Below are 21,188 nucleotides of genomic sequence, written 5' to 3' on the forward strand. Positions count from 1 at the left end.
ATCATGGAACAGGTTTTATATTTTTGATGGAATTCGCACCTCGATCGGACGCTATGCCGGCGGACTGAGCAGCATTCGTGCTGATGATCTGGCAGCGCTACCGATTCAATATCTGAAAGATCAGCATCCTGCCTTGCCATGGGCAGAACTGGATGAAGTGATCTTGGGCTGTGCCAATCAGGCCGGTGAAGATAACCGCAACGTGGCGCGTATGGCTGCTTTACTCGCAGGGTTGCCTGAATCTGTTCCAGCGCTCACCGTGAACCGCTTATGTGCTTCAGGTCTGGATGCCATTGGACTGGGAGCACGTGCTATCAAATCGGGTGAAGCACAATTTGTTTTGGCGGGTGGCGTAGAATCCATGAGCCGAGCGCCTTTCGTGCAATCCAAACCTACGACTGCCTTTAGCCGTACCCCTGAAATTTATGACACCACCATTGGCTGGCGTTTTATCAACCCAAAATTTAAAGCACAGTTTGGCGTTGACAGCATGCCGGAAACGGCCGAAAACGTCGCTGAAAAGTATCAGATTAGCCGTGCAGACCAGGACCTGTTTGCGTATCACAGCCAACAGAAAACCGCAGTAGCCCAGCAGAAGGGTATTTTTGCCGAAGAAATTCTGCCAGTAGAGGTCAAAGGTCCGAAGAAAAGCACTCTGACCATTTCCCAAGATGAGCATCCGCGCGCAGAGACGACGCTGGATAATCTGGCCGCCTTAAAAACCCCATTTCGTAAAGAAGGCGGCTCAGTCACCGCTGGCAATGCTTCGGGTGTCAATGACGGGGCGGCTTGCGTATTACTTGGGAATCAGCAGATTGCCGAGCAGTATGGTTTGAGCCCGAAAGCTAAAATGATCGGGATGGCCAGCGCCGGTGTCGAAGCTAAATATATGGGTATTGGGCCGGTTCCAGCGGTACAGAAAGTGCTGAAACAGACTGGCCTGAGTCTGGAGCAGATGGACGTGATTGAGCTAAATGAAGCATTTGCAGCGCAATCGCTGGCCGTGATTCGTGAACTCGGCTTGCAAGACGATGATTCCAGAATTAACCCGAATGGCGGTGCCATCGCCTTGGGTCATCCGCTGGGTATGAGTGGCACCCGTCTGGTGATCACGGCCATGAAAGAACTAAAACGCCGTAAAGGCAAATATGCACTCTGCACCATGTGTGTCGGTGTGGGTCAAGGTGTGGCACTGGTTTTAGAAAATATGGATTAAACACATCATTCAATCAATGAATTAAACCGTGGTCAGGAAGACTGCGTCAGGAGTAAGAATATGAATAACAATGCAATGGAAAAAATTGAAAAAGTATCGGTTGATGAGTTACGCAGTGTTCAGCTACAGCGTATGAAAAAGACGTTGCAACATGCTTATCAGAATAGCCCGGTTTATAAAAAGAAATTCGATGATGCTGGCGTGCATCCAGACGATTTTAACTCACTGGAAGATCTGGCCAAATACCCGTTTACCACCAAACAGGATTTACGTGATAACTATCCGTTTGGCATGTTCGCTGTGCCACAGGAACAGATTGTACGTGTGCATGCATCTTCTGGCACCACCGGTCAGCCGACCGTAGTCGGTTATACCCAAAATGATATTAATGTCTGGTCAGATGTAGTGGCGCGTTCATTACGTGCAGCCGGCTTGAGCAGTAAAGATATCATCCAGGTGTCTTATGGTTATGGTCTGTTTACGGGTGGTTTAGGTGCACATTATGGCGTTGAACGCTTGGGTGCAACGGTGATCCCAATGTCTGGCGGACAAACCGATAAACAGGCGCAACTGATTCATGATTTTAAACCGACAGCACTGATGGTTACGCCATCTTACTGCCTGAACATTATTGAAGCGCTTGAGAAGAAATTTGGCACAGCCAAAAACTGTTCGATTAAAACCGGTGTCTTTGGTGCAGAGCCATGGACCAATGAAATGCGCAAGGAAATTGAAGAGCGTTTAGGCATTGATGCGCTGGATATTTATGGTCTGTCAGAAGTGATGGGGCCGGGCGTAGCGATGGAATGTCTGGAATCCAAAGATGGCCCAACCATCTGGGAAGATCATTTCTATCCTGAAATTATCCATCCGGAAACTGGCGAAGTGCTGCCAGATGGCGAACTGGGTGAACTGGTCTTTACCACAATTACTAAAGAAGGCATGCCGGTAATCCGTTACCGTACCCGTGACCTGACCCGTTTATTGCCAGGCACGGCACGCACCATGCGCCGTATGGACAAGATTGTCGGCCGTAGTGATGACATGATGATTATTCGTGGGGTCAATGTCTTCCCATCACAGATTGAAGAGCAGATTTTACAGATCCAGCAACTGATTCCGAACTATCAGATCCAGATTTGCAAACAGGGACATCTGGATACATTGCATATCCGTACCGAAATGCGTAAAGATAGCAGTGACATTATGGCGCACCAGTTGGCAACTCAGCTGAAAAGCCAGATTAAAACCATGGTCGGAATCACCGTAAGTGTCGAAGTGTTACCTGAAGGGAGTCTGCCACGCTCTGAAGGCAAGGCACAGCGCGTGTTTGATATCCGCAAGTCTGCATGAAGTACTATTGGATGATAGCCAAATGGTCTATCATCCAGTTTCTATAAGGTAAAGTTAAACGCAATGAATCCGAAATTAAAACAAATAATTGATGACTTTATTCAAACTGAAGCACTCAGCGGAACCTCATTAATCATGACCATCTTTGGTGACTGTATTTTTCACCGGGGTGGCATTATCAGTCTGGCCAGTCTAATTCAGCTCATGGATGTCTTCGGATTTAATGAACGATCGGTACGGACTGCCGTATTTCGTCTGGTCCAAAATGGCTGGCTGATGTCTGAGAAAATTGGTCGCACCAGTTATTATCGCGTAACCGAAAGCAGCCGCCAGCGTTTTATTATGGCGGATCAAAAAATTTACAGTTTTCAGCATACCGAATGGGATCAGAAGTGGGATCTGGTGCTGCTCAGTTCAGTGGAACTGGAAAATAAACTGGTTCTGAAAAAAGAACTGGAATGGCTGGGCTTTGCCAATATCGCCACTAATGTCATGGCCTATCCGGGCTGTGATCACCAGAAACTGCAAAACCTGCTGCTGAACCTGAAAATGACCGACCAAGTCGTGGTGTTTAAGGCCGAAACCTTGCAGCTCTGGCAGGAATCCTATCCAACCGTGAAACGCATGGTTGCCACCAACTGGCCGGTGCAGGAACTGCATCAGCGCTATGAAAAATTTATTGCGGATTTCCGGGAATTCTTTCATCTGGTGGAACAGGAAGATGAGCTGGATCCGGTTCAGGCCTTTCAGTTGCGTATTTTGCTGATTCATCAATTCCGCCGGATTTTATTAAAAGATCCGAATCTGCCTTTTGAATTATTGCCATCCAACTGGCTTTCCCTGAATGCCCGTAATCTGAGCAGTAATTTATATCAAACGGTGGTTGCGGCAGGGGATGAGTTCTTTATGGAGATCGCCCGAACTTCGGAAGGTTCGATGCCGCCGGTACATCCACAATTTTATAAACGTTTTGGCGGTTTGCGACTGGAAGCCGTTAGCTAATCTAATTCTGCATTTTTAAAGGAATAAAATAATGCCGTGTTATGCCATTGATGGGGTGATTCCTGTGGTCAGCCCTCACGCTTATGTGCATCCGCAAGCCGTTCTGATCGGGGATGTAGTGATTGAAGAGGGCGTATATATCGGGCCTTTCGCTACTTTAAGAGCCGACTTCGGCGGGATTCACATCCAGAAAAATGCCAATGTTCAAGATTCCTGTACCATCCATGGCTTTCCCGGTAGCGTCACGCTGGTCGAAGAGTATGGCCATATCGGACACGGCGCGATTTTACATGGCTGTATCATTCGTAAAAATGTACTGGTCGGCATGAACAGCGTGATTCTTGATGAAGCCGAGATTGGTGAAAATACCATTGTTGGTGCTAATAGTACGGTTAAAGCCAAGGCCCAAATTCCGAAAAATTCATTGGTACTCGGTAGTCCAGCACGGGTCATCCGTCCCCTGGACACCAAAGAAATTGCTTGGAAAAGCAAAGGGACACAAGAATATATTCAGCTGACAGAGCGCTGTCTTTCCTCAATGCAGGAGGTCAGTCCTTTAACAGAAGTCTCCACAGACCGGCTCAGTTACAAAGCGTTTAAGGCAGATTATCAGATCAAGCAGAATAGCTTGAATGACTAAGTTAAGAACATGATTCTATTAAATAGATGAATTCTGCATTTTAAAAACAGGAAGTAACTGAAACCAAATTCCAACTGCATTCCCTGACCGTCTATTTAGACTGAAATAAAACTGGTCTGGAAAGCATATATATGGAAAATAGGGAATTTAAAGATCATTTCTCCCAGCAGTCACAGGACTATGCTTTGTTTCGTCCGCATTATCCGGATGCATTGGGAAAGCTATTGGCAGAGCTGTCACCAGGTACTAAATTGGCTGTAGATGTCGGCTGTGGTTCTGGACAGCTTTCAGAAGTTTTGGCGAATTACTTTGATCAGGTGCTTGCTATTGATGCGAGTGCTGAACAGCTTGCCCAAGCCAAACCGCATCCAAAAATTCAGTATGGTCAGGCACTCGCTGAAAAGATTCCGTGTGCTGACCAGAGTGTTGATCTGATTTCGGTGGCTCAAGCAGCGCATTGGCTCGATCTGGAAAAATTTTACGCAGAAGTTCGCCGGATTGCTAAACCCAATGCCATTCTGGCTTTAATTAGCTATGGCGTATTCAGTGTGGATGAGCCCCATCTGAATCATTATTTTAAGCATTTTTATGAAGTCACGCTTGCACCGTACTGGCCACCTGAACGTCGCCATGTAGATGAAGGATATAAAAATTTACCATTTCCATTTCAGGAAATTGCGACTCAGCCACCGGTATTGCAGGTTGAATGGAATTTTTATCAGTTAATTGGTTATATGAGTACTTGGTCAGCCGTGAAAGCAGCAACTCAAGCACTCGGACATAATCCATTAAATGTACTGGCAGATGCCTTATTGCCAGAATGGGAAGATCCAGAATTGCCCAGAGTCATTCGCTGGCCATTATCAGTGCGTGCGGGGCGTATAATCGTTTAAAAAAATATTAGAGCTAGAATCTGTTTATTGAACAATGAATTGAATATTCACGGCTCAGAATTATCGCCCTAGAATCATTTCCAGCACAAATTTAGAACCAATAAAACCCAGTGCCAGCAAGCCAAAACCGAGTAGGGTAAAGCGCACAGCTTTTTGGCCACGCCAGCCAAACTTCCAGTGTCCAATTAATAGTGAACCGTAAACAAGCCAGGAAATGATACTGAACGCCGTTTTATGTGCCAGATGCTGAGCAAAGAAATTGTCGATAGTAAAAAAGCCAAAGCCCAAAGCGAGGGTAAGTAAAACAAAACCGGTCATCAGCATATCAAACAGCAATGATTCCATGTCTTGATAAGAGGGTAGCAAACTGACCCAGACCCGGCGTTTTTGCTTCTTTTTCAGCTCACGATCCTGAAAGCGTAAAATTACGGCCTGAATAGTCGCCATGAGCAATACCGCATAAGCAGACAAAGACAGGATAATATGAATATCCAGACCCAAAGAGTTTTGTGTGATGATTTTTGCAGGCTGAGTAAACGCAAAGCCAAGAATTAATCCGGTCGCAGCCACCGGAATCCCGATCAGGTTCAGGGCAATAATTGGACGATAAGTACTGTAAATAATGCTGAGTAACAGCATCAGACCAGAGGTAAAGGAAAACAGGGCAAAGACATCATAATTGATGCCCAGCGGGGTATGCATATCGCCATATAAAACCAGCGCATGCAAGCCCAGGCCAAGCAGTGCGGTTAGCGAGACAAACCATTGATTAGGAGCACGTTTAGACATTAAATGAATGAACAGATACCAGAAGGAAGCGGTGTAAGCGACTAATGCTAAGATCGTATAAACCAAGGGGAGGCTAACCATGTCAAACCTTTTTAAGGGTGATGAATATTCATTTATATAAATTCGCTGCGAACTACAGTATCCTATAGCATTCTATGCATAAATTTTCTATTTTAAGAAACAATTTTTTGCTCATGGCTATTTTAAGCGGATTTTGCAATGTTTGATACCTTAACAGAACGACTCACGCAGAGTTTAAGAAATGTTACTGGCTCAGGGCAGCTAACCGAAGACAATATTAAAGATACGTTACGTGAAGTGCGTATGGCGCTTCTTGAGGCCGATGTTGCGTTACCTGTAACTCGTGAATTCATCGCGAAAGTTAAGGAAGAAGCATTGGGCCAGGAAGTGATGACTCAGTTATCTCCTGGGCAGGCTTTTGTCAAAATCGTTCATGACGAATTGACCAAAATGATGGGCGAGGCCAATGAAAGCCTCGACCTCGCTGCAAAACCACCTGTGGTTGTCCTGCTGGCAGGCTTGCAGGGTGCAGGTAAAACAACAACTGCAGCGAAACTTGCACGCTTCTTACAAGAACGTCAAAAGAAAAAAGTCGCGATGGTCTCTGCCGATGTGTATCGTCCGGCTGCGATCAAACAGCTACAGACTGTCGCGGGTGAAGTCGGTGCGATTTTCCTGGAATCTAGCGCAGACGAAAAACCGATTACGATTGTGAATCGCGCGATTGAACAGGCAAAAATCCAGTTTGCCGATGTGCTGATTGTCGATACGGCAGGTCGTTTGCATATCGATGATGACATGATGGGTGAAATCAAAGAGCTGCATGCAGCGATTAACCCGACTGAAACCCTGTTCGTGGTCGATGCCATGACCGGTCAGGATGCGGCAAACACCGCCAAAGCATTTAATGATGCCTTGCCTTTAACTGGTGTGATCCTGACCAAAACTGATGGTGATGCGCGCGGTGGTGCAGCGCTTTCAGTACGGGCGATTACCGGCAAGCCAATCAAATTCTTGGGTATGGGTGAGAAACTCGATGCCCTGGAGCCATTCCATCCTGAGCGTGTTGCACAGCGTATTCTCGGTATGGGTGATGTACTTTCTTTGGTCGAAGAACTTGAACGCAAGGTCGACAAAGAAAAAGCCGAAAAAATGGCGAAAAAACTGCAAAAAGGCGGCAGCTTCAACTTTGAAGACATGCTGATGCAGTTTGAGCAGATGAACAAGATGGGCGGCATGATGGGCTTCCTGGACAAACTTCCTGGCATGAGCAATGCCGGTCTGCAAGATGCGTTGGCGCAAGCCAATCCTGAAAAGCAGGTCAAGAAAATGGAAGCGATTATCCAGTCGATGACTATCAAAGAGCGCCGTAACCCGGACTTGATGAACCCAAGCCGTAAAAAACGTATCGCAGCAGGTTGTGGTATGGAAGTGGCAGAAGTCAACAAGCTGATCAAGCAACATGCCCAAATGGCCAAGATGATGAAAAAATTTGCCAATCCATCCGGTATGGCAAAAATGATGAAGTCACTCGGCGGCTTGCAGAAACAGTTTGGCGGCGGGGGTGGTATGGGTCCATTGTTCGGCGGCAATGACAAGAAATAAGTTTTGTTTTAAAAAAAGGCGCAATATGCGCCTTTTTTTATTGCGAATAAATAGTCAAACCGGTTTAAACAAAACAACATTTACTTACCCAAAATAAAAATCCGATCAGGCAGACTCGGGAATATCAGCACAAAATAAAGAGAAATTTCAAATGAACCAAGTAATTGTCGTACATGGTTATACTGCAAGCCCGGAAGAAAACTGGTACCCCTGGATTCAGGAAAAAGCCCAACAGGAAAATGTCGGTTTAAAAGTCCTCCGGCTCGATCCATCAACTACACCGACACTGGACACCTGGGATCAGCAAATGCGTGAACAGATTGATACAATTGATGAGGACAGTATCTTTATTGCACATAGCTTGGGAACTGTAGCCGCATTACATTACCTATCCAGAGAATTAAAACAGCAGAAAATTCAGCAACTGGTATTGATCGCGGGATTTAATGGCCGGCTGGACCGCCTGGATGAAGTAAACCCTTTTATTGATGCCGCTGAAATCAATTTTGATTTACTCAAACAACAGGTTGCAGAGCGTGTGGTGATCTACTCCGAAGGAGATGACCGGGTTGCACCAGAATTTAGTCTGGAACAGGCGGACAGTCTGGATGCCATTGTGGTGAATGCCAAGCATCACGGACATTTTATTGATTCTCAAGGCTGTACTGATTTGCCAGAACTCTGGAAAGTAATCGAACCTTATCTGATTAAATCTTAAATTTAGGCATGTTATTGTATTCGCTAAATTTTAAAATTTAACATGAGATGGTGTTCAAAAAGGCACTTGAATTCCATCTCCAGACTGGTTAAAACTTATTTTTTGTCGACGCAATTTGCGTTCAATGATAATAAGTAAATCACTATGAAAAATATAATAAAGAAAGTCTATATCGTGCCGGATTATCAGGCGACCTCCAATGATCACTGGTACCCTTGGTTCAGTCGCCAGCTTAAAAATGCCGGTTTTGAGTCTAAACGGATTATGCTGGCCAACCCTTTTCAGCCTGATTTAGAAGAGTGGCAGCAGAATCTGAAACTGCACATTCCGCAGATGGATGAACATACCTTTTTAGTTGCACATGGCCTGAGTTGCGTCAGTGTTTTAAACTTTTTACAGGAACATTATATTCAGCAGCAACACAAGATCGGCGGCATCATTCTGGTCTCGGCCTTTGATACACCGCTGGTGGCCTGGTCAGAACTGAATAAAATACTGCAGGCTGTGCGACTCGATCTGAAAAACTTGCCGTATAGCTATAAACGTGCGGTGATGCTGATCTCCAGTAATGATCCCTATGTGCCTGCACCGATTTCCTTGCGTTTAGCACATAGCTTGAATGCACAAATTTTTGAGATCAAAAAAGCCGGGCATTTCAACAAGTCCGATGGCTTTGCCGATTTTCCGCAATTGCTGGACATTATCAAACAGTGTCTGGCAAATGAGCTGCAAAATGCTGCAGGCCTTTAAGCAAAAGATCCGGTTCAATCCGGGGCTGATACTGAGCGAGATGTTGCGCAAACAGCGGCGCATCTCCACCAGTTAAAACCAACTGTGCAGGGAAATCACGCAATACTTTTTCGATGATACTCAGCAGACCAAGTAGGATGCCATGATGTACCGCATCGATGGTATTGCGTCCAGGATTGAGTTCAGAAAAAGCGGCATCCGGAATTTTAATGCCTTTGGTATTCTGAATTAGGGAGTCACGCTGCAAGTATAGATTTGGCAGAATAAATCCACCCAAATGTTGTTGTCCTTGCGCCAGATCAATGGTCAGCGCCGTACCGCAACTAATCACACAATAATTTTCATGCGCTTGCGTCGCCACTGCAAGTACCTGTAACCAGCGGTCAATGCCCAGTTGCGAAGGTTCATCATAGCCACAGATCAGACCGGCATATTCTGCCTGTACTTGAGCAAAAATCACTGGAATATGCAGGCTTTCTAAAATGCTGAGAATGCGCTCATTATTGATTTTATCTTGGACAGAGGATAGACCTACCTGATGCAAGCCCAGCGCTTTGAAATGCTGGATCAGGCCAAGTAACAAATCAGCAGGGGACTGTAAATGTAATTCTGCTGCCTGTTCAATAATCTGATCATGCTCGGTAATCCAGTATTTAAGCCGGGTATTGCCGATATCCAACCATAATTTTTTCATTGCTGTATGCCTGTTCATCCACCGTGTTTAAGGCGGAGCTGTCCCTGATAAAAGGTCTGGATTCCCTGATCGGTCAAAATCTTGACTGCACCATCGTCCTGAATCCCCAGAAAAGTACCGGAATATTGCCCTTGCACATCGGTAAATTCAACCGTTTGTTGCATAAATGCAGCCGATCGATTGAAACGCGCCGCCAGGTTTTGACTGCCATAATTAAACCATTGCCCGGCTTGTTGAATCGCCAGATATAACTGGGCAATCAGCTCGACTCTTGAAGTGCGAGATAAACCCAGCTCGCTCAGGGAACTGACCAGCTGGTCTGGAAGGTTGGTGGGCAGAGGATCAATATTTAGTCCGACCCCGACCACCACCTGTGTCGTTGAAACCGGCTCGACCAGAATACCGCCCCATTTTCCATGCAGGCTATACAGGTCATTCGGCCATTTTACCTGTAATTCCAGGCCTTTTAGACTTGGCATTTGCAGGATATTTAACGCAATTTCCAGCGCCAGACGACCATCAATGGGTTTTTGTGTATGCAGCAATGTGCTTAAATAGATGTTCCCTTCAGGTGAAATCCACTGACGTTGACGCTGTCCACGGCCTTGGGTCTGCACATGACTGCATACCAGAACCTGCTGTACCCCCTTCGTTGCCAATTCGCGCACATCATCATTGGTCGATGTAGTAATCGGTTTGATGAGTAATACTTCCGGGAGTTGGCCTGCATCGCTTAATCGTTGTTGCAGTTCACGAGTTTCTACATCCATTTGAATCTAAACGTGGTAAATATCGTTATGGAGTTAATCATATATTTATTGATTGGTGCAATTGCCGGATTCACCGCAGGCCTGTTTGGGGTCGGCGGTGGTTTGATTATTGTGCCGATCCTGTACATTGTTTTTACCCAGCTTCAGTACGATCCCAGCGTGATTATGCATATGGCGGTGGGTACTTCCTTGGCAACAATTATTGTGACTTCTATCAGTTCGGTGATGGCGCATCATCAACGAGGGGCAGTGCTATGGCCCGTGTTTCGTAATCTGGCGCCAGGTCTGATCATTGGTTCTTTCCTGGGGGCGGGGATTGCCGATTATTTATCTGGTCAGGGTTTGCAATTACTGATTGGCTTCTTTGCGGTCTGGGTGGCATTTAGAATGTTCAGGGGAGCGCATATTCAGATCGATCCGAATCAAAAATTACCTTCAACCCCGGTACAAATTGCTGCAGGTGGTGGGATCGGTGTGGCATCGGCGATCTTTGGGATTGGCGGGGGAAGTCTGACAGTCCCATTTCTAAATCGCTGCGGAATCGTGATGCAAAAAGCAGTGGCGACCTCTGCGGCCTGTGGATTGCCGATCGCCGTCGCAGGTGCACTGGGTTTTATCTGGTTTGGTAAACAGGCGCAGGTCACCGTGCCAAATACTATTGGCTATATTCATATTTATGCCTTTATCGGTATCAGCATGATGAGTTTTTTCACGGCCAAGCTAGGGGCAAAAGTGGCACATCTGCTTTCACCGGCCGTATTAAAAAAATGTTTTGCTGCACTACTGACCACCGTCGGCCTGTATTTTATTTATCAAGGTTTTATGGCCTGATTTAAACCTTTTAGGTTGGACTGATGTACCGTATTAGGAGAATAGATGACTATTCTCCTTTTTTTATGGGCTTGAGTTGGCTATATAGACATAAGATTGTCTGACAATGTCAAAGTATTTATGGATAAAAACCCGTTTAATAGCAACATAGTCCAAATCAAGGGCTAAACCAGTATCCATAAAAATAAAGACAGGAACGGTATGCCATTAGAACAAGCGCAGAGTTTGTCTGAGCAGATTGCCAAGCACATTAGTGAACAGATTATTCGCGGTGAACTGGTCGAAGGCGAACGTATACAGGAGCTCAGGATTGCCTCGGAGCTTGATGTCAGTCGGGGTTCGGTTCGTGAAGCCCTGCTTTTGCTGGAACGCACCCAGCTGATTGAAATCTTTCCGCGCCGTGGGGCGATTGTCTCGGAAATGTCGGCCTTGCAGGTGCGTGCCTTATTTGATATGACCTCGTTATTGCTCGGGCAGATGGTGCATCGCATGGCGGAAACCTGGCGTGTGCATGAAGCTGAGCGCATTCAGCTATTATTAGAGCAATTAGAAGCAGAAACCCGCCAAGGACACACCGAAAAGTTTTATGATCTGATCTTTCAGGGCATGGCCCAGCAGCATGAGATGGTCGGGAATCCTTATCTGATGCGCTACTATCAGGAACTGCTGCCTTCTTTGCGTCGGAGCTATTTTCTGACCCTGAATATTTCCAGACGCGAGTTACAGGAATCTTTCGACTTATTTAAACTGGTCACTGAAGCAATTTTGATACGAAAAAGCCATCAGGCCACTTTATTTATGGAAGATTTTTGTCGACACTTGCGCAACCTTGTGTTGGAATCTCTGACACGGATGAAACAAATTGAACTCGCGTGGGCCAGACGCTCACGACGTTAAATCAGGACATTATGCGTTTAAGCAGTTTAAAACTTTCAGGCTTTAAATCTTTTGCCGACAGTACCACTTTACATTTTAAAGATAATCGTACTGCGGTGGTGGGACCGAACGGTTGTGGTAAATCCAACGTCATTGATGCCATACGCTGGGTCATGGGTGAGTCCAGTGCGCGCCAGTTGCGTGGTGGCAGCATGCAGGACGTGATTTTCACCGGAACTGCCAAGCGTAAACCGGTGGGCATGGCCAGTGTAGAACTGCGCTTTGACAATACCTATGGCAAGCTGGGCGGTGCTTATAATGCCTATAATGAACTGGCAGTACGCCGTCAGGTCAACCGCGATGGCAAGTCTGAATATTTTCTGAATGGCAGCAAATGCCGTCGTCGTGATATTACCGATATTTTCCTTGGTACCGGTCTTGGGCCACGTTCTTATGCGATTATTGAACAGGGCATGATTAACCGCCTGGTCGATGCCAAGCCAGATGAAATGCGGGTCTATATTGAGGAAGCGGCCGGGGTATCGCGTTATCAGGCGCGTCGCCGTGAAACCATGCTGCATCTGGATCACACCACACAAAACCTGTCGCGTCTGGGAGATATCGCCTCCGAACTGAAATCTCAGCTAAAAACCCTGAAACGTCAGTCGGAAAGTGCGATTCAATATAAAGAACTGGAAGGGCAGATACGTACCATCAAGATTGAAATTCTGTCTTTTCAATGTGAGCAGAGCCAGCGCTTACAAGAAGAATATACCCTTGAGATGAATATGCTCGGGGAAAATTTTAAGCTGGTGCGCTCTGAACTGACTACCGTTGAACATGATTTGGGCAGTACCAGTGAACTGTTTCAGCGTCTGATTCAGCAATCCACCCCTTTGCAAAGTGAATGGCAACAGGCCGAGAAAAAACTGGCTGAACTAGAAATGACCCTGCAACAAAAGCAGTCTTTGCTGGAGCAGAATTCCACCAGTCTGGTCAAACTGGAACAGCAAAAAGCCCAAACCAAAGAGCGTTTGCAGTTGATTGAACTGCAACTCGAAACCTTGCAGCAGCAATTTGAAGATCAGCAGGCACAATTGCAGCAGCAAGATGGCCAGAGTCAGGCGCAAAGCCAAAATCTGACTGAGCTCAAGTCACAGCATAGCACTGTGGCAGCGCAATTTACCCAGATCAAAACCCAGGTCGAACAGCAGCAACAGCGTAAATTACAGATGTTGGCTCAAAGCGAGCAACTGGCAAAGAATATTGAGCGGATTGAACAGCAGAAACAGACGCTCCAACAGCAAAGTGCACAGATTCAGCAACAGGCGCAGCAAGATGAGCTGGAGCAGTATCAGGCAGACAAAGCCCAAGCTGAACAGCAAATCGTTGGCTATGAAATTCAATTAACAGATTTAAGAACTCAATTCGAGCAGATTCAGGAAGAGCAGGCGACCCAACAACAGCGCTTGATGCAGCTCAGATCTGAAATTCAGGTACTTCATTCAGAAAAGAAAAACCTGAGCCAATTACTGACCAAAGCCAACCCAAATGCTAAGAGTAATGCGGTACAGCTAATGCATGTACTTAAGCTCAATGATGCAAGCAAGGTACATGCCAGCCTGATCGAAAAGTTTTTGGCTAAGTGGCTGTCTGCCCAGATTTTGACAGAGGGCGAGCACTTCCTTGAAGATTGTGCGCGTCAGTTAAAACAACAGGCTGTTCAGAATAAAATTCAGATTGCCAATACGATGTGTCTGGCCGACTGGATTGAATCTCCGCATTATTCACTGTGGCAGCAAGTTGGAGTCGTAGATACATTAGCGCAAGCATTGCCGCTTCAAACTGAGTTATTACAAGGCCAGACATTACTGAGTTTAGATGGCTACCATGTTGGTGCGGATTGGGTGATTGCCCTGGACTATGATGAGGCCAGTCAGGCTGGACAAGGTGCATTGAGTCATCGAATCCGTCTGGATGAAATCGAGCAGCAACTTGCAGAACTTGAACCTAAGTTTATGCAGTTGGAGCAGCAGTTACCTGAACTCACCGATCAGGTTAAAGCTTTGCAAAGCCGGATTCAAAGCATCAGTGAGCAGCACAAGCATACCCAAAAGCAGCTGCAGCAACTCGATGTCAATATTGCCAAAGTACAAAGTAGTGCTCAGGCTTTCGCATTGCAAAAGCAGCAATTACAGCATCAGTTACAACAACTGGATGAGCAGCTTGAAGAAGATGCCATGCAGAAAGATGATCTGGAAATTGATCTGCATGCCTTGAATATCAAACTGGAACAGGCGCTACCAAATTATAAAACCCTGCAATTCCAGCTAGAAGAATTGAGTGCTCAGCTGGATGACTCACAGCAGCTCAATCAGCAAGCGCAGCAGGAACTGGAAGTGTTGCGCCGGCAAAATGTGCAAAGCCAGCAGCAGATTGAATTACTGGAAAAAGATCAGGTTTTCCTAAAAGAACAGTCTCAGCAAATTACTGCACAAATCGAACAAGCCAAAAAGTTTGTCGATCCGGTACAGCTGGAATTACCTGCTTTACAGAGCCAGTTCAATGAACAGGCGCAGATCACTGAAAAGCTGCAAAAGACCTGGGCCGACTGGCAGATTGAATTAAATCAGGTGCAGAGCAAACAGCAGCAGCTGACCGAACAGCGTCACAGCTTCCAGCAGCAGGATGAAAAACTCCGCACTACACTGGAAGAAAAACGTCTGGCCTGGCAGGCAGCCAAATCTGATTTGCAGCATTATTCTGAACAACTGAAAGAATTGAATAGTGAAGTAATTTCCGGGCTCGATATTGATGTTAAAGCACATCAGGCGAAACTGGAAAAAGCTCAGGCTCAGTTTGATAAACTCGGTGCAGTCAATCTGGCGGCTTCTGAAGAATATGAAGAAGTGTCAAAACGTTATGAGGAACTGAGTCATCAGATGCAGGATCTGGAAAATACGGTTGAACAGCTACAGGCTGCAATGAAAAGTATTGACCAGGAAACCCGTAAACTGTTTATGCACACGTTTGATCAGGTCAATGCTGAACTGCAAAACCTGTTCCCGAAAGTCTTTGAAGGTGGTGAGGCGAGTTTAAGCCTTGAAGATGGCTGGCAGTCGGGGGTAAAACTGATGGCCCGACCACCGGGTAAACGAAACAGCTCATTGGCCTTACTCTCGGGTGGAGAAAAGGCTTTAACTGCATTAGCATTGGTCTTCGCGATTTTTCGCTTAAATCCGGCACCATTTTGTGTACTGGATGAAGTCGATGCACCGCTGGATGATGCCAATGTGGGACGCTTTTGTAATTTAGTCAAAGAGCTTTCTGAACACGTGCAATTTATTTATATTACCCATAACAAACTTGCAATGATGATGGCGACTGATCTTTTGGGTGTAACCATGCCTGAACCGGGAACATCAAAATTAGTGACAGTTAATTTGGAACAGGCAAAAGAATACGGCCTAGCTGCGGAGGTATAATATGGAAATCACCACCATTATCGGGATTGTTATCGCAATTGTGATTATGCTGTTTGGTATAAGAATGCTGTTCAAAAAACCTGTAGAGGCTGTACCTTCACTGGATGCCAACCTGCATATCGACCCGGATAGCCAGACACCGATCATTCCAAGGCATGTACGTTCTCAATTGGCACAACAGGATGTCGAATCTGATCGTATCGAGCCAAGCCTGGGTATAGATGAACCGGCTCCTGAAAAGCCTTCAGTATTTCACAAGGCTGAATCAACTCCGATTGAGCCGGCAGCGGTCGAAACTCTTGCAGTTGTCCCGTCAACAGAAGCTGAAGGAGTGGCAAAGTCGGTAGCAACAGCAGCGGATGTTCAACAGGTAGAAGCAGAACATAAGAATAGCCAGACTGAAACCAAGGAAGAAATGCCTGAATTCAGCCTGAACAGAAACATCGAAAAAGCAGAAATTTCTGAATTTAATGATGAAAGCAGTATTCTGGATGCACATCTGCATGAGCAAAAAATAGTGGATGAAGAAAGTGCTTTGTCCAATGCTGAAACCATTATTTCTTTGCATATCTATCCACAAGGCCGTGTACTTTCGGGTGATAAAACCTTGAAGGTTTTATTGAAATATGGCCTGCGTTATGGTGAATTGGCCTGTTTCCACCGTTATAGTGAAGATGGTTCAAAACTGCTGTTTTCGGTATTGCAAATGACCGATACCGGAATGGAAGGCTTTGATCTGGAAACCCTGTCGACTCAGGAAGTGAAAGGTCTGGCATTCTTCCTGGCTTTACCGCATAGCGATGTACAAAATGCGTTTGATACCATGGACAGTATTTCACGTTTGATTGCCCGTGAAGTCGATGGTCTGGTCTATGATCAGAACCAGCAGGAATTTACTCCACAATTACGTGAATTCTGGCGCCATCAGGCTATTGATTATCGTGCTGGACAAGGTACGGAAGTTTAAGGCTGCTTTGTTCAATCTCCAAGTTGAATCTGTAGACTGCAATTTTTATAATAGCCAAAAGCTGAATATTCTACAGGGCGGATTTTCCGCCCTTTTTTATGGTGAAATTATGACCCAAGATGCCACTGTCATTGCGCAAATGCGTCAACTGATTCAACTGCTTGCCAAGCATAACCATGCTTATTATGTGATGGATCAACCGAGCATTGAAGACAGTGAATATGATCAGCTCTTTCATCAGCTCAAAGCCTTAGAACAACAATATCCTGATCTGATCCAGTCTGATAGCCCAACCGATAAAGTGGGTGGGCAGGCGCTTTCAAAATTTGTGACCGTAACACACGCCGTGCCGATGCTGTCATTAGGCAATGTCTTTAATCAGGAAGATTTGCTGGCTTTTGCCCGCCGTATTGAAGAACGTTTGCCAAATCAAAAAATTGAATATGATGTTGAACTGAAATTTGATGGTCTGGCCATTTCACTCTGGTATGAGCATGGCGTACTGACACGTGGGGTGACGCGCGGCGATGGGGAAACCGGTGAAGACATCACCCAGAATGTCAGAACTATTCGCAACCTGCCGAAACTTTTATCTCAGGTGAATGGCATCATTCCCGATTTGCTGGAAGTACGCGGCGAAGTGTTGATGCCAAAATCCGGTTTTGAGAAACTGAATGCAGCCAATGCGGCTAAAGGTGAAAAGACCTTTGCCAATCCGCGTAATGCTGCGGCAGGAAGTTTGCGTCAGCTGGACCCGAATATTGCTGCCTCGCGGCCATTGGCTTTTTATGCTTATGGGATTGCTCAGTGCGTGCCGCATCATGGACAAACCACCATGTCTGCCAGTCTGGAATGGTTACATCAGTTCGGTTTTGCGGTTGGCGAGCGTCACTTTATCTGTGACAGTATTCAAGACGTGCAAAAGGTCTATGAACAGATCATTGATGAGCGTGCCAGTCTCAGTGTCGAAATCGATGGCATGGTGATCAAGGTCAATGACCTGAAACAGCAGCAACAACTCGGTTTCCTGAGCCGTGAACCGCGTTGGGCCACCGCCTATAAATTTCCGGCAGTTGCAGCACTGACCACAGTAGAAAATATTAACTGGCAAGTGGGTCGTACTGGAACATTGACGCCGGTTGCGCGTTTAAATCCAGTCGCTGTCGGAGGAGTAACTGTTTCCAATGTGACGCTGCATAATATCGGCGAAATTCACCGTCTGGATGTACGTATTGGTGATACCGTCAGTGTTTATCGTAGTGGCGATGTAATTCCTAAGGTGGAAAAAGTCTGGCCAGAATTTCGCCCGGTTGATGCAGTCGAAGTGCATTTACCTGAGCAATGCCCAGTCTGTGATTCACCCGTGGTCATGCCGGAAGGCGAAGCCTTGGCACGCTGTTCTGGTGGGCTGTATTGTGCCGCGCAACGTATTGAGGCCATTCGTCACTTTGTCTCACGTAAAGCCATGGATATTGAAGGCTTGGGTGACCGTTGGGCAGAATCGTTACTGCATCTGAATCTACTCAAAGATGTCTCAGATATTTACCATCTACATGAACATCGTGAGACTTTGCTCGGTATTGAAAAGATGGGCGCCAAATCGGTTCAGAATCTTTTGGATGCGATTGAAAACAGCAAAAAAACCACACTGGCTGCTTTTATCTATGCACTCGGTATTCGTGGGGTGGGTGAAACTACGGCACGTATGCTGGCCAATACTTTCCAGACACTGGAGGCATTGCGTCAGGCAGATCTGGAGGCTTTAAAGAAAACTCCGGATGTAGGCGATATTACTGCGGAATGGATTCTGGATTTCTTCAAGGCGCCACATAATCTGGAAGTTCTGGATCGTTTACTGGCTGCCGGTATTCACTGGGATGCACCGATTGCACCAACGCGTCAGCCGTTAAACGGCGAAAGCTGGGTGGTCACCGGGACTTTAAGCAGTATGGGACGAGATGATGCAACCCAGTTATTGCAAGCCTTAGGTGCACGAGTCAGTGGCAGTGTATCCAGCAAAACCAAATGTGTGGTTGCGGGTGAAAAAGCTGGCTCAAAACTGGATAAAGCAGAAAAACTTGGTATTCCAGTGATCAATGAACAACAGTTTATTGGCTTGATGCAAGACTATGGTCAGCTTGAAGCCTAAATCTCTGCACATTTCATGAAAGAATAAGAGTTAAAAAAGCCACCTTCGGGTGGCTTTTTGCATAAAAAGATTAAGGAATATATTTTTTCACGACACCATCATCGAGCAGCTGCTGGAAATGTTCAACCAGACTTTCTTTCACCGGACGATACTCAATGCCGAGCTCATTTTTACTTTTCTGGGCATTAAAGAAAATTGGATAACCCATATTTAGCTCTACAAATTTGCGGCTAAAACCTGCTACAGGTCCGAACATTTTGAAAGCTGCCTTCGGCAATTGATTGCGCGGGAACGGAAACTTATTGCCAAAATGTGCCCGTAGAATTTGGCCCATTTCCAGCAGGCTCAAGCTTTCACTACAAATGATATAACGGCCATGCGCTTGCGGATTAAACGCCGCACGGATATGTGCTTCAGCGACATCCTGAACATCGACCACGCCATTCCACATCGGCGGGACACCAAGCAAAGTCATGCCGTTGGCAAACTGTTGCAGGACTTCTACACTACCGGATTGGGTATTTGGCGTTAAGGATTGACCAAAAACCAGTGCCGGATTGATACAGACCAGATCCCAGCGATCCTGTGCTTCAGCCATTTCCCAGGCTTTGCGCTCTGCCATGACTTTGGAATAAGGATAGGGCTGATGCGTGGCCGAACTGGTGGTATTCCAGCATGATTCATCAAAACTGTTATTTTCAGTTTGTAGAATATCAATGGCATCGCCATAGGTAGATGCGATACTCGATGTGACGATCACGCGTTTCACTGATTCGATCTGATTGACACTATTCAATACATTTTCAGTGCCTAACACCGCAGGTTCGATAATATCTTTGACTGCATCTTTATAGTTGGTGACCACAAAAGGTGAGGCCATATGAAAGACAATTTCACAGCCTTGCATCGCCTGATCAAAAGAACCCGGGCTTAATAAATTGGCCTGAAATAACTTGAGAGTTCCCGGAGTGCTGTCGGCAATTTTTTCTAAATGGGCAAAGCTTTTACTTTTATTCAGGTCACGCACCGTGGCATGTACGGTATAGCCTTGCGTGAGTAATTTCTGGATGACCCAGCTGGCAATATAACCCGATGCACCGGTAACCAGAACAGGCGCTGTTGTTTGTGGATGTGTCATATCGGAACCGTTGTTGTTTTAAATTTGTGTGAATGATAAGCGAAATTTAAGCATGAAGTACGCCAATGCAGTGATGTTTATACAAAAAGAATGAATCTGTCTGGTCAAAATTAAGATTTACAAATTTTAACGCATGTGTTTATTCGCCAGTTTTAGGTTATTGCCAAGCGTAATGAAAGTGCAAAGTGTTGTTTTATAAATGGGATTTCATTAAGAACAAAGTGTAAATGCAAGTACTTCTCATTTTAATTATATAAAAATCAAATATTTAACCATGGTTAAGCTTTGCAAATTCAATTGCTTTTCGCCATAATAGCAAAATACAGGTAGGGAGTTATTCAAATGCGCGGAAATCCAGAAGTCGTAGATTATTTAAATATGTTGATCGGTGGCGAACTGGCTGCTCGTGACCAATACTTGATTCACTCTCGTATGTATGAAGATTGGGGATTGACCAAAATCTTTGAACGTATCGATCACGAAATGCAAGAAGAGTCCCAGCATGCGGATGCGATTATCCGTCGTGTTCTGTTCCTTGAAGGAACGCCAAACATGCAGCGCGATGACGTTGAGATTGGCGAGGATGTGGTGAGCTGCCTGAAAGCCGATCTAAAACTTGAATATCATGTGCGGGAAAAACTGGCGCAGGGCATCAAACTGTGCGAAGAGAAAGGTGACTATATCAGCCGTGATATGTTACGCCAGCAAATGTCGGATACCGAAGAAGACCATACTTACTGGTTAGAAAAACAATTGCGCTTAATCGAACTGATTGGTCTGCAAAATTATATTCAGTCACAGATGTAAAACCGGATGAATAAAAAACCCAGCACATGCTGGGTTTTTTATATCTTGAAAATACTTAGTTGTTGTTACTCATAATGCCAATTTTTTTGACCTCCAGCCTTTGAGCTGCCGCCATGACCATAGCGATATGTTTATATTCAGTGGCACGATCCGCCTTGATTTTAATCTGATCCTGATCCGCTTTTTGCGCTACTGTCTTGAATAAGTTTTCCAGAGCTTGGGTATTTGCTACCGGCTGTTCATTCCAGAAAATCTTACCTTGTGCATCCAGACGTAATTCCACCAGCTCAGGCGGTTTTTCATCGGTTACAGGAGGCGTTCCATTCGGTAGATCGATATTAATCGAGTTATTCGGCAAAGGAATTGTGATAATAAACATAATCAGCAAGACCAGCATGACATCAATTAGTGGCGTCATATTGACATCTAACATCACATCATCGTCTTGATTTGAACCAACATTCATACCCATAAACTTAATCCC

19 protein-coding genes are annotated in these 21,188 nt (G+C 45.6%); 14 read left to right on the forward strand and 5 right to left on the reverse strand.

Annotated features, from left to right (window positions below):
- The first annotated feature begins 19 nt into the window (after positions 1 to 19).
- The 5 genes from pcaF to AC13CK_RS02910 all read left to right on the forward strand — a co-directional run bounded on the left by pcaF (position 20) and on the right by AC13CK_RS02910 (position 5,104).
- Positions 20 to 1,216 (forward strand): 3-oxoadipyl-CoA thiolase, encoded by a 1,197-nt coding sequence (pcaF, locus tag AC13CK_RS02890; protein WP_482830936.1) that lies wholly within the window; start codon positions 20 to 22, stop codon positions 1,214 to 1,216.
- Between the two features lie 60 nt (positions 1,217 to 1,276).
- On the forward strand, positions 1,277 to 2,569 hold the full coding sequence (gene paaK / locus AC13CK_RS02895) for a phenylacetate--CoA ligase PaaK (RefSeq protein WP_114541382.1): 1,293 nt from the start codon (positions 1,277 to 1,279) through the stop codon (positions 2,567 to 2,569).
- Positions 2,570 to 2,632: 63 nt separating this feature from the next.
- Entirely contained in the window at positions 2,633 to 3,571 is a 939-nt protein-coding gene (gene paaX, locus AC13CK_RS02900; protein ID WP_004279192.1) for a phenylacetic acid degradation operon negative regulatory protein PaaX, read from the forward strand.
- A gap of 31 nt (positions 3,572 to 3,602) precedes the next feature.
- Positions 3,603 to 4,211: a gamma carbonic anhydrase family protein gene (locus AC13CK_RS02905; RefSeq protein WP_482830935.1), complete on the forward strand. Its 609-nt coding sequence runs from the start codon at positions 3,603 to 3,605 to the stop codon at positions 4,209 to 4,211.
- Between the two features lie 131 nt (positions 4,212 to 4,342).
- A complete protein-coding gene (locus tag AC13CK_RS02910; RefSeq protein ID WP_004279194.1) occupies positions 4,343 to 5,104 on the forward strand; it encodes a class I SAM-dependent methyltransferase in 762 nt (253 codons plus the stop codon).
- A gap of 60 nt (positions 5,105 to 5,164) precedes the next feature.
- Here the strand turns inward: AC13CK_RS02910 and AC13CK_RS02915 are convergent, their stop codons facing one another.
- A complete protein-coding gene (locus AC13CK_RS02915) occupies positions 5,165 to 5,974 on the reverse strand; it encodes a cytochrome C assembly family protein (protein ID WP_004730673.1) in 810 nt (269 codons plus the stop codon).
- A 138-nt stretch (positions 5,975 to 6,112) separates the two neighbouring features.
- Between AC13CK_RS02915 and ffh the strand changes: the two genes are divergently transcribed.
- The 3 genes from ffh (at position 6,113) to AC13CK_RS02930 (ending at position 8,987) form a co-directional block, all read left to right on the forward strand.
- A complete protein-coding gene (gene ffh, locus AC13CK_RS02920; RefSeq protein WP_004279196.1) occupies positions 6,113 to 7,519 on the forward strand; it encodes a signal recognition particle protein in 1,407 nt (468 codons plus the stop codon).
- 151 nt (positions 7,520 to 7,670) lie between these two features.
- Positions 7,671 to 8,237, forward strand: a complete 567-nt coding sequence (locus tag AC13CK_RS02925) for an RBBP9/YdeN family alpha/beta hydrolase (protein ID WP_425879991.1) — start codon at positions 7,671 to 7,673, stop codon at positions 8,235 to 8,237.
- Between the two features lie 144 nt (positions 8,238 to 8,381).
- Positions 8,382 to 8,987, forward strand: coding sequence for an RBBP9/YdeN family alpha/beta hydrolase (locus tag AC13CK_RS02930; protein WP_005104858.1), 606 nt, complete (start codon positions 8,382 to 8,384; stop codon positions 8,985 to 8,987).
- On the opposite strand, the gene AC13CK_RS02935 is transcribed toward AC13CK_RS02930, so the two are convergent.
- Entirely contained in the window at positions 8,941 to 9,681 is a 741-nt protein-coding gene (locus AC13CK_RS02935; RefSeq protein ID WP_129717274.1) for a type III pantothenate kinase, read from the reverse strand. The genes AC13CK_RS02930 and AC13CK_RS02935 overlap by 47 nt on opposite strands.
- Positions 9,682 to 9,695: 14 nt before the next feature.
- The gene (locus AC13CK_RS02940) at positions 9,696 to 10,451 is read right to left on the reverse strand and encodes a biotin--[acetyl-CoA-carboxylase] ligase (protein WP_253113731.1); all 756 of its coding nucleotides are present in this window, start codon (positions 10,449 to 10,451) and stop codon (positions 9,696 to 9,698) included.
- Positions 10,452 to 10,478: 27 nt separating this feature from the next.
- On the opposite strand from AC13CK_RS02940, the gene AC13CK_RS02945 reads away from it, so the two are divergent.
- The 5 genes from AC13CK_RS02945 (at position 10,479) to ligA (ending at position 18,759) form a co-directional block, all read left to right on the forward strand.
- Positions 10,479 to 11,282, forward strand: coding sequence for a sulfite exporter TauE/SafE family protein (locus AC13CK_RS02945; RefSeq protein WP_005247146.1), 804 nt, complete (start codon positions 10,479 to 10,481; stop codon positions 11,280 to 11,282).
- 201 nt (positions 11,283 to 11,483) lie between these two features.
- A complete protein-coding gene (locus AC13CK_RS02950; protein WP_004730660.1) occupies positions 11,484 to 12,179 on the forward strand; it encodes a GntR family transcriptional regulator in 696 nt (231 codons plus the stop codon).
- 11 nt (positions 12,180 to 12,190) lie between these two features.
- A complete protein-coding gene (gene smc / locus AC13CK_RS02955; RefSeq protein ID WP_425880004.1) occupies positions 12,191 to 15,643 on the forward strand; it encodes a chromosome segregation protein SMC in 3,453 nt (1,150 codons plus the stop codon).
- A 1-nt stretch (position 15,644) separates the two neighbouring features.
- The gene (locus tag AC13CK_RS02960) at positions 15,645 to 16,610 is read left to right on the forward strand and encodes a cell division protein ZipA C-terminal FtsZ-binding domain-containing protein (protein WP_153566704.1); all 966 of its coding nucleotides are present in this window, start codon (positions 15,645 to 15,647) and stop codon (positions 16,608 to 16,610) included.
- Positions 16,611 to 16,719: 109 nt separating this feature from the next.
- A complete protein-coding gene (ligA, locus tag AC13CK_RS02965; RefSeq protein WP_425879992.1) occupies positions 16,720 to 18,759 on the forward strand; it encodes an NAD-dependent DNA ligase LigA in 2,040 nt (679 codons plus the stop codon).
- Between the two features lie 70 nt (positions 18,760 to 18,829).
- Here ligA and AC13CK_RS02970 read toward each other — a convergent pair whose 3' ends face one another.
- A complete protein-coding gene (locus tag AC13CK_RS02970) occupies positions 18,830 to 19,897 on the reverse strand; it encodes an SDR family oxidoreductase (protein WP_425879993.1) in 1,068 nt (355 codons plus the stop codon).
- A 342-nt stretch (positions 19,898 to 20,239) separates the two neighbouring features.
- Between AC13CK_RS02970 and ftn the strand changes: the two genes are divergently transcribed.
- The gene (gene ftn, locus AC13CK_RS02975) at positions 20,240 to 20,704 is read left to right on the forward strand and encodes a heteropolymeric bacterioferritin subunit Ftn (protein ID WP_004279207.1); all 465 of its coding nucleotides are present in this window, start codon (positions 20,240 to 20,242) and stop codon (positions 20,702 to 20,704) included.
- A gap of 55 nt (positions 20,705 to 20,759) precedes the next feature.
- On the opposite strand, the gene AC13CK_RS02980 is transcribed toward ftn, so the two are convergent.
- On the reverse strand, positions 20,760 to 21,176 hold the full coding sequence (locus AC13CK_RS02980; protein WP_004279208.1) for an ExbD/TolR family protein: 417 nt from the start codon (positions 21,174 to 21,176) through the stop codon (positions 20,760 to 20,762).
- Between the last annotated feature and the right edge of the window lie 12 nt (positions 21,177 to 21,188).

Source organism: Acinetobacter sp. L-24 (genome assembly GCF_056857555.1).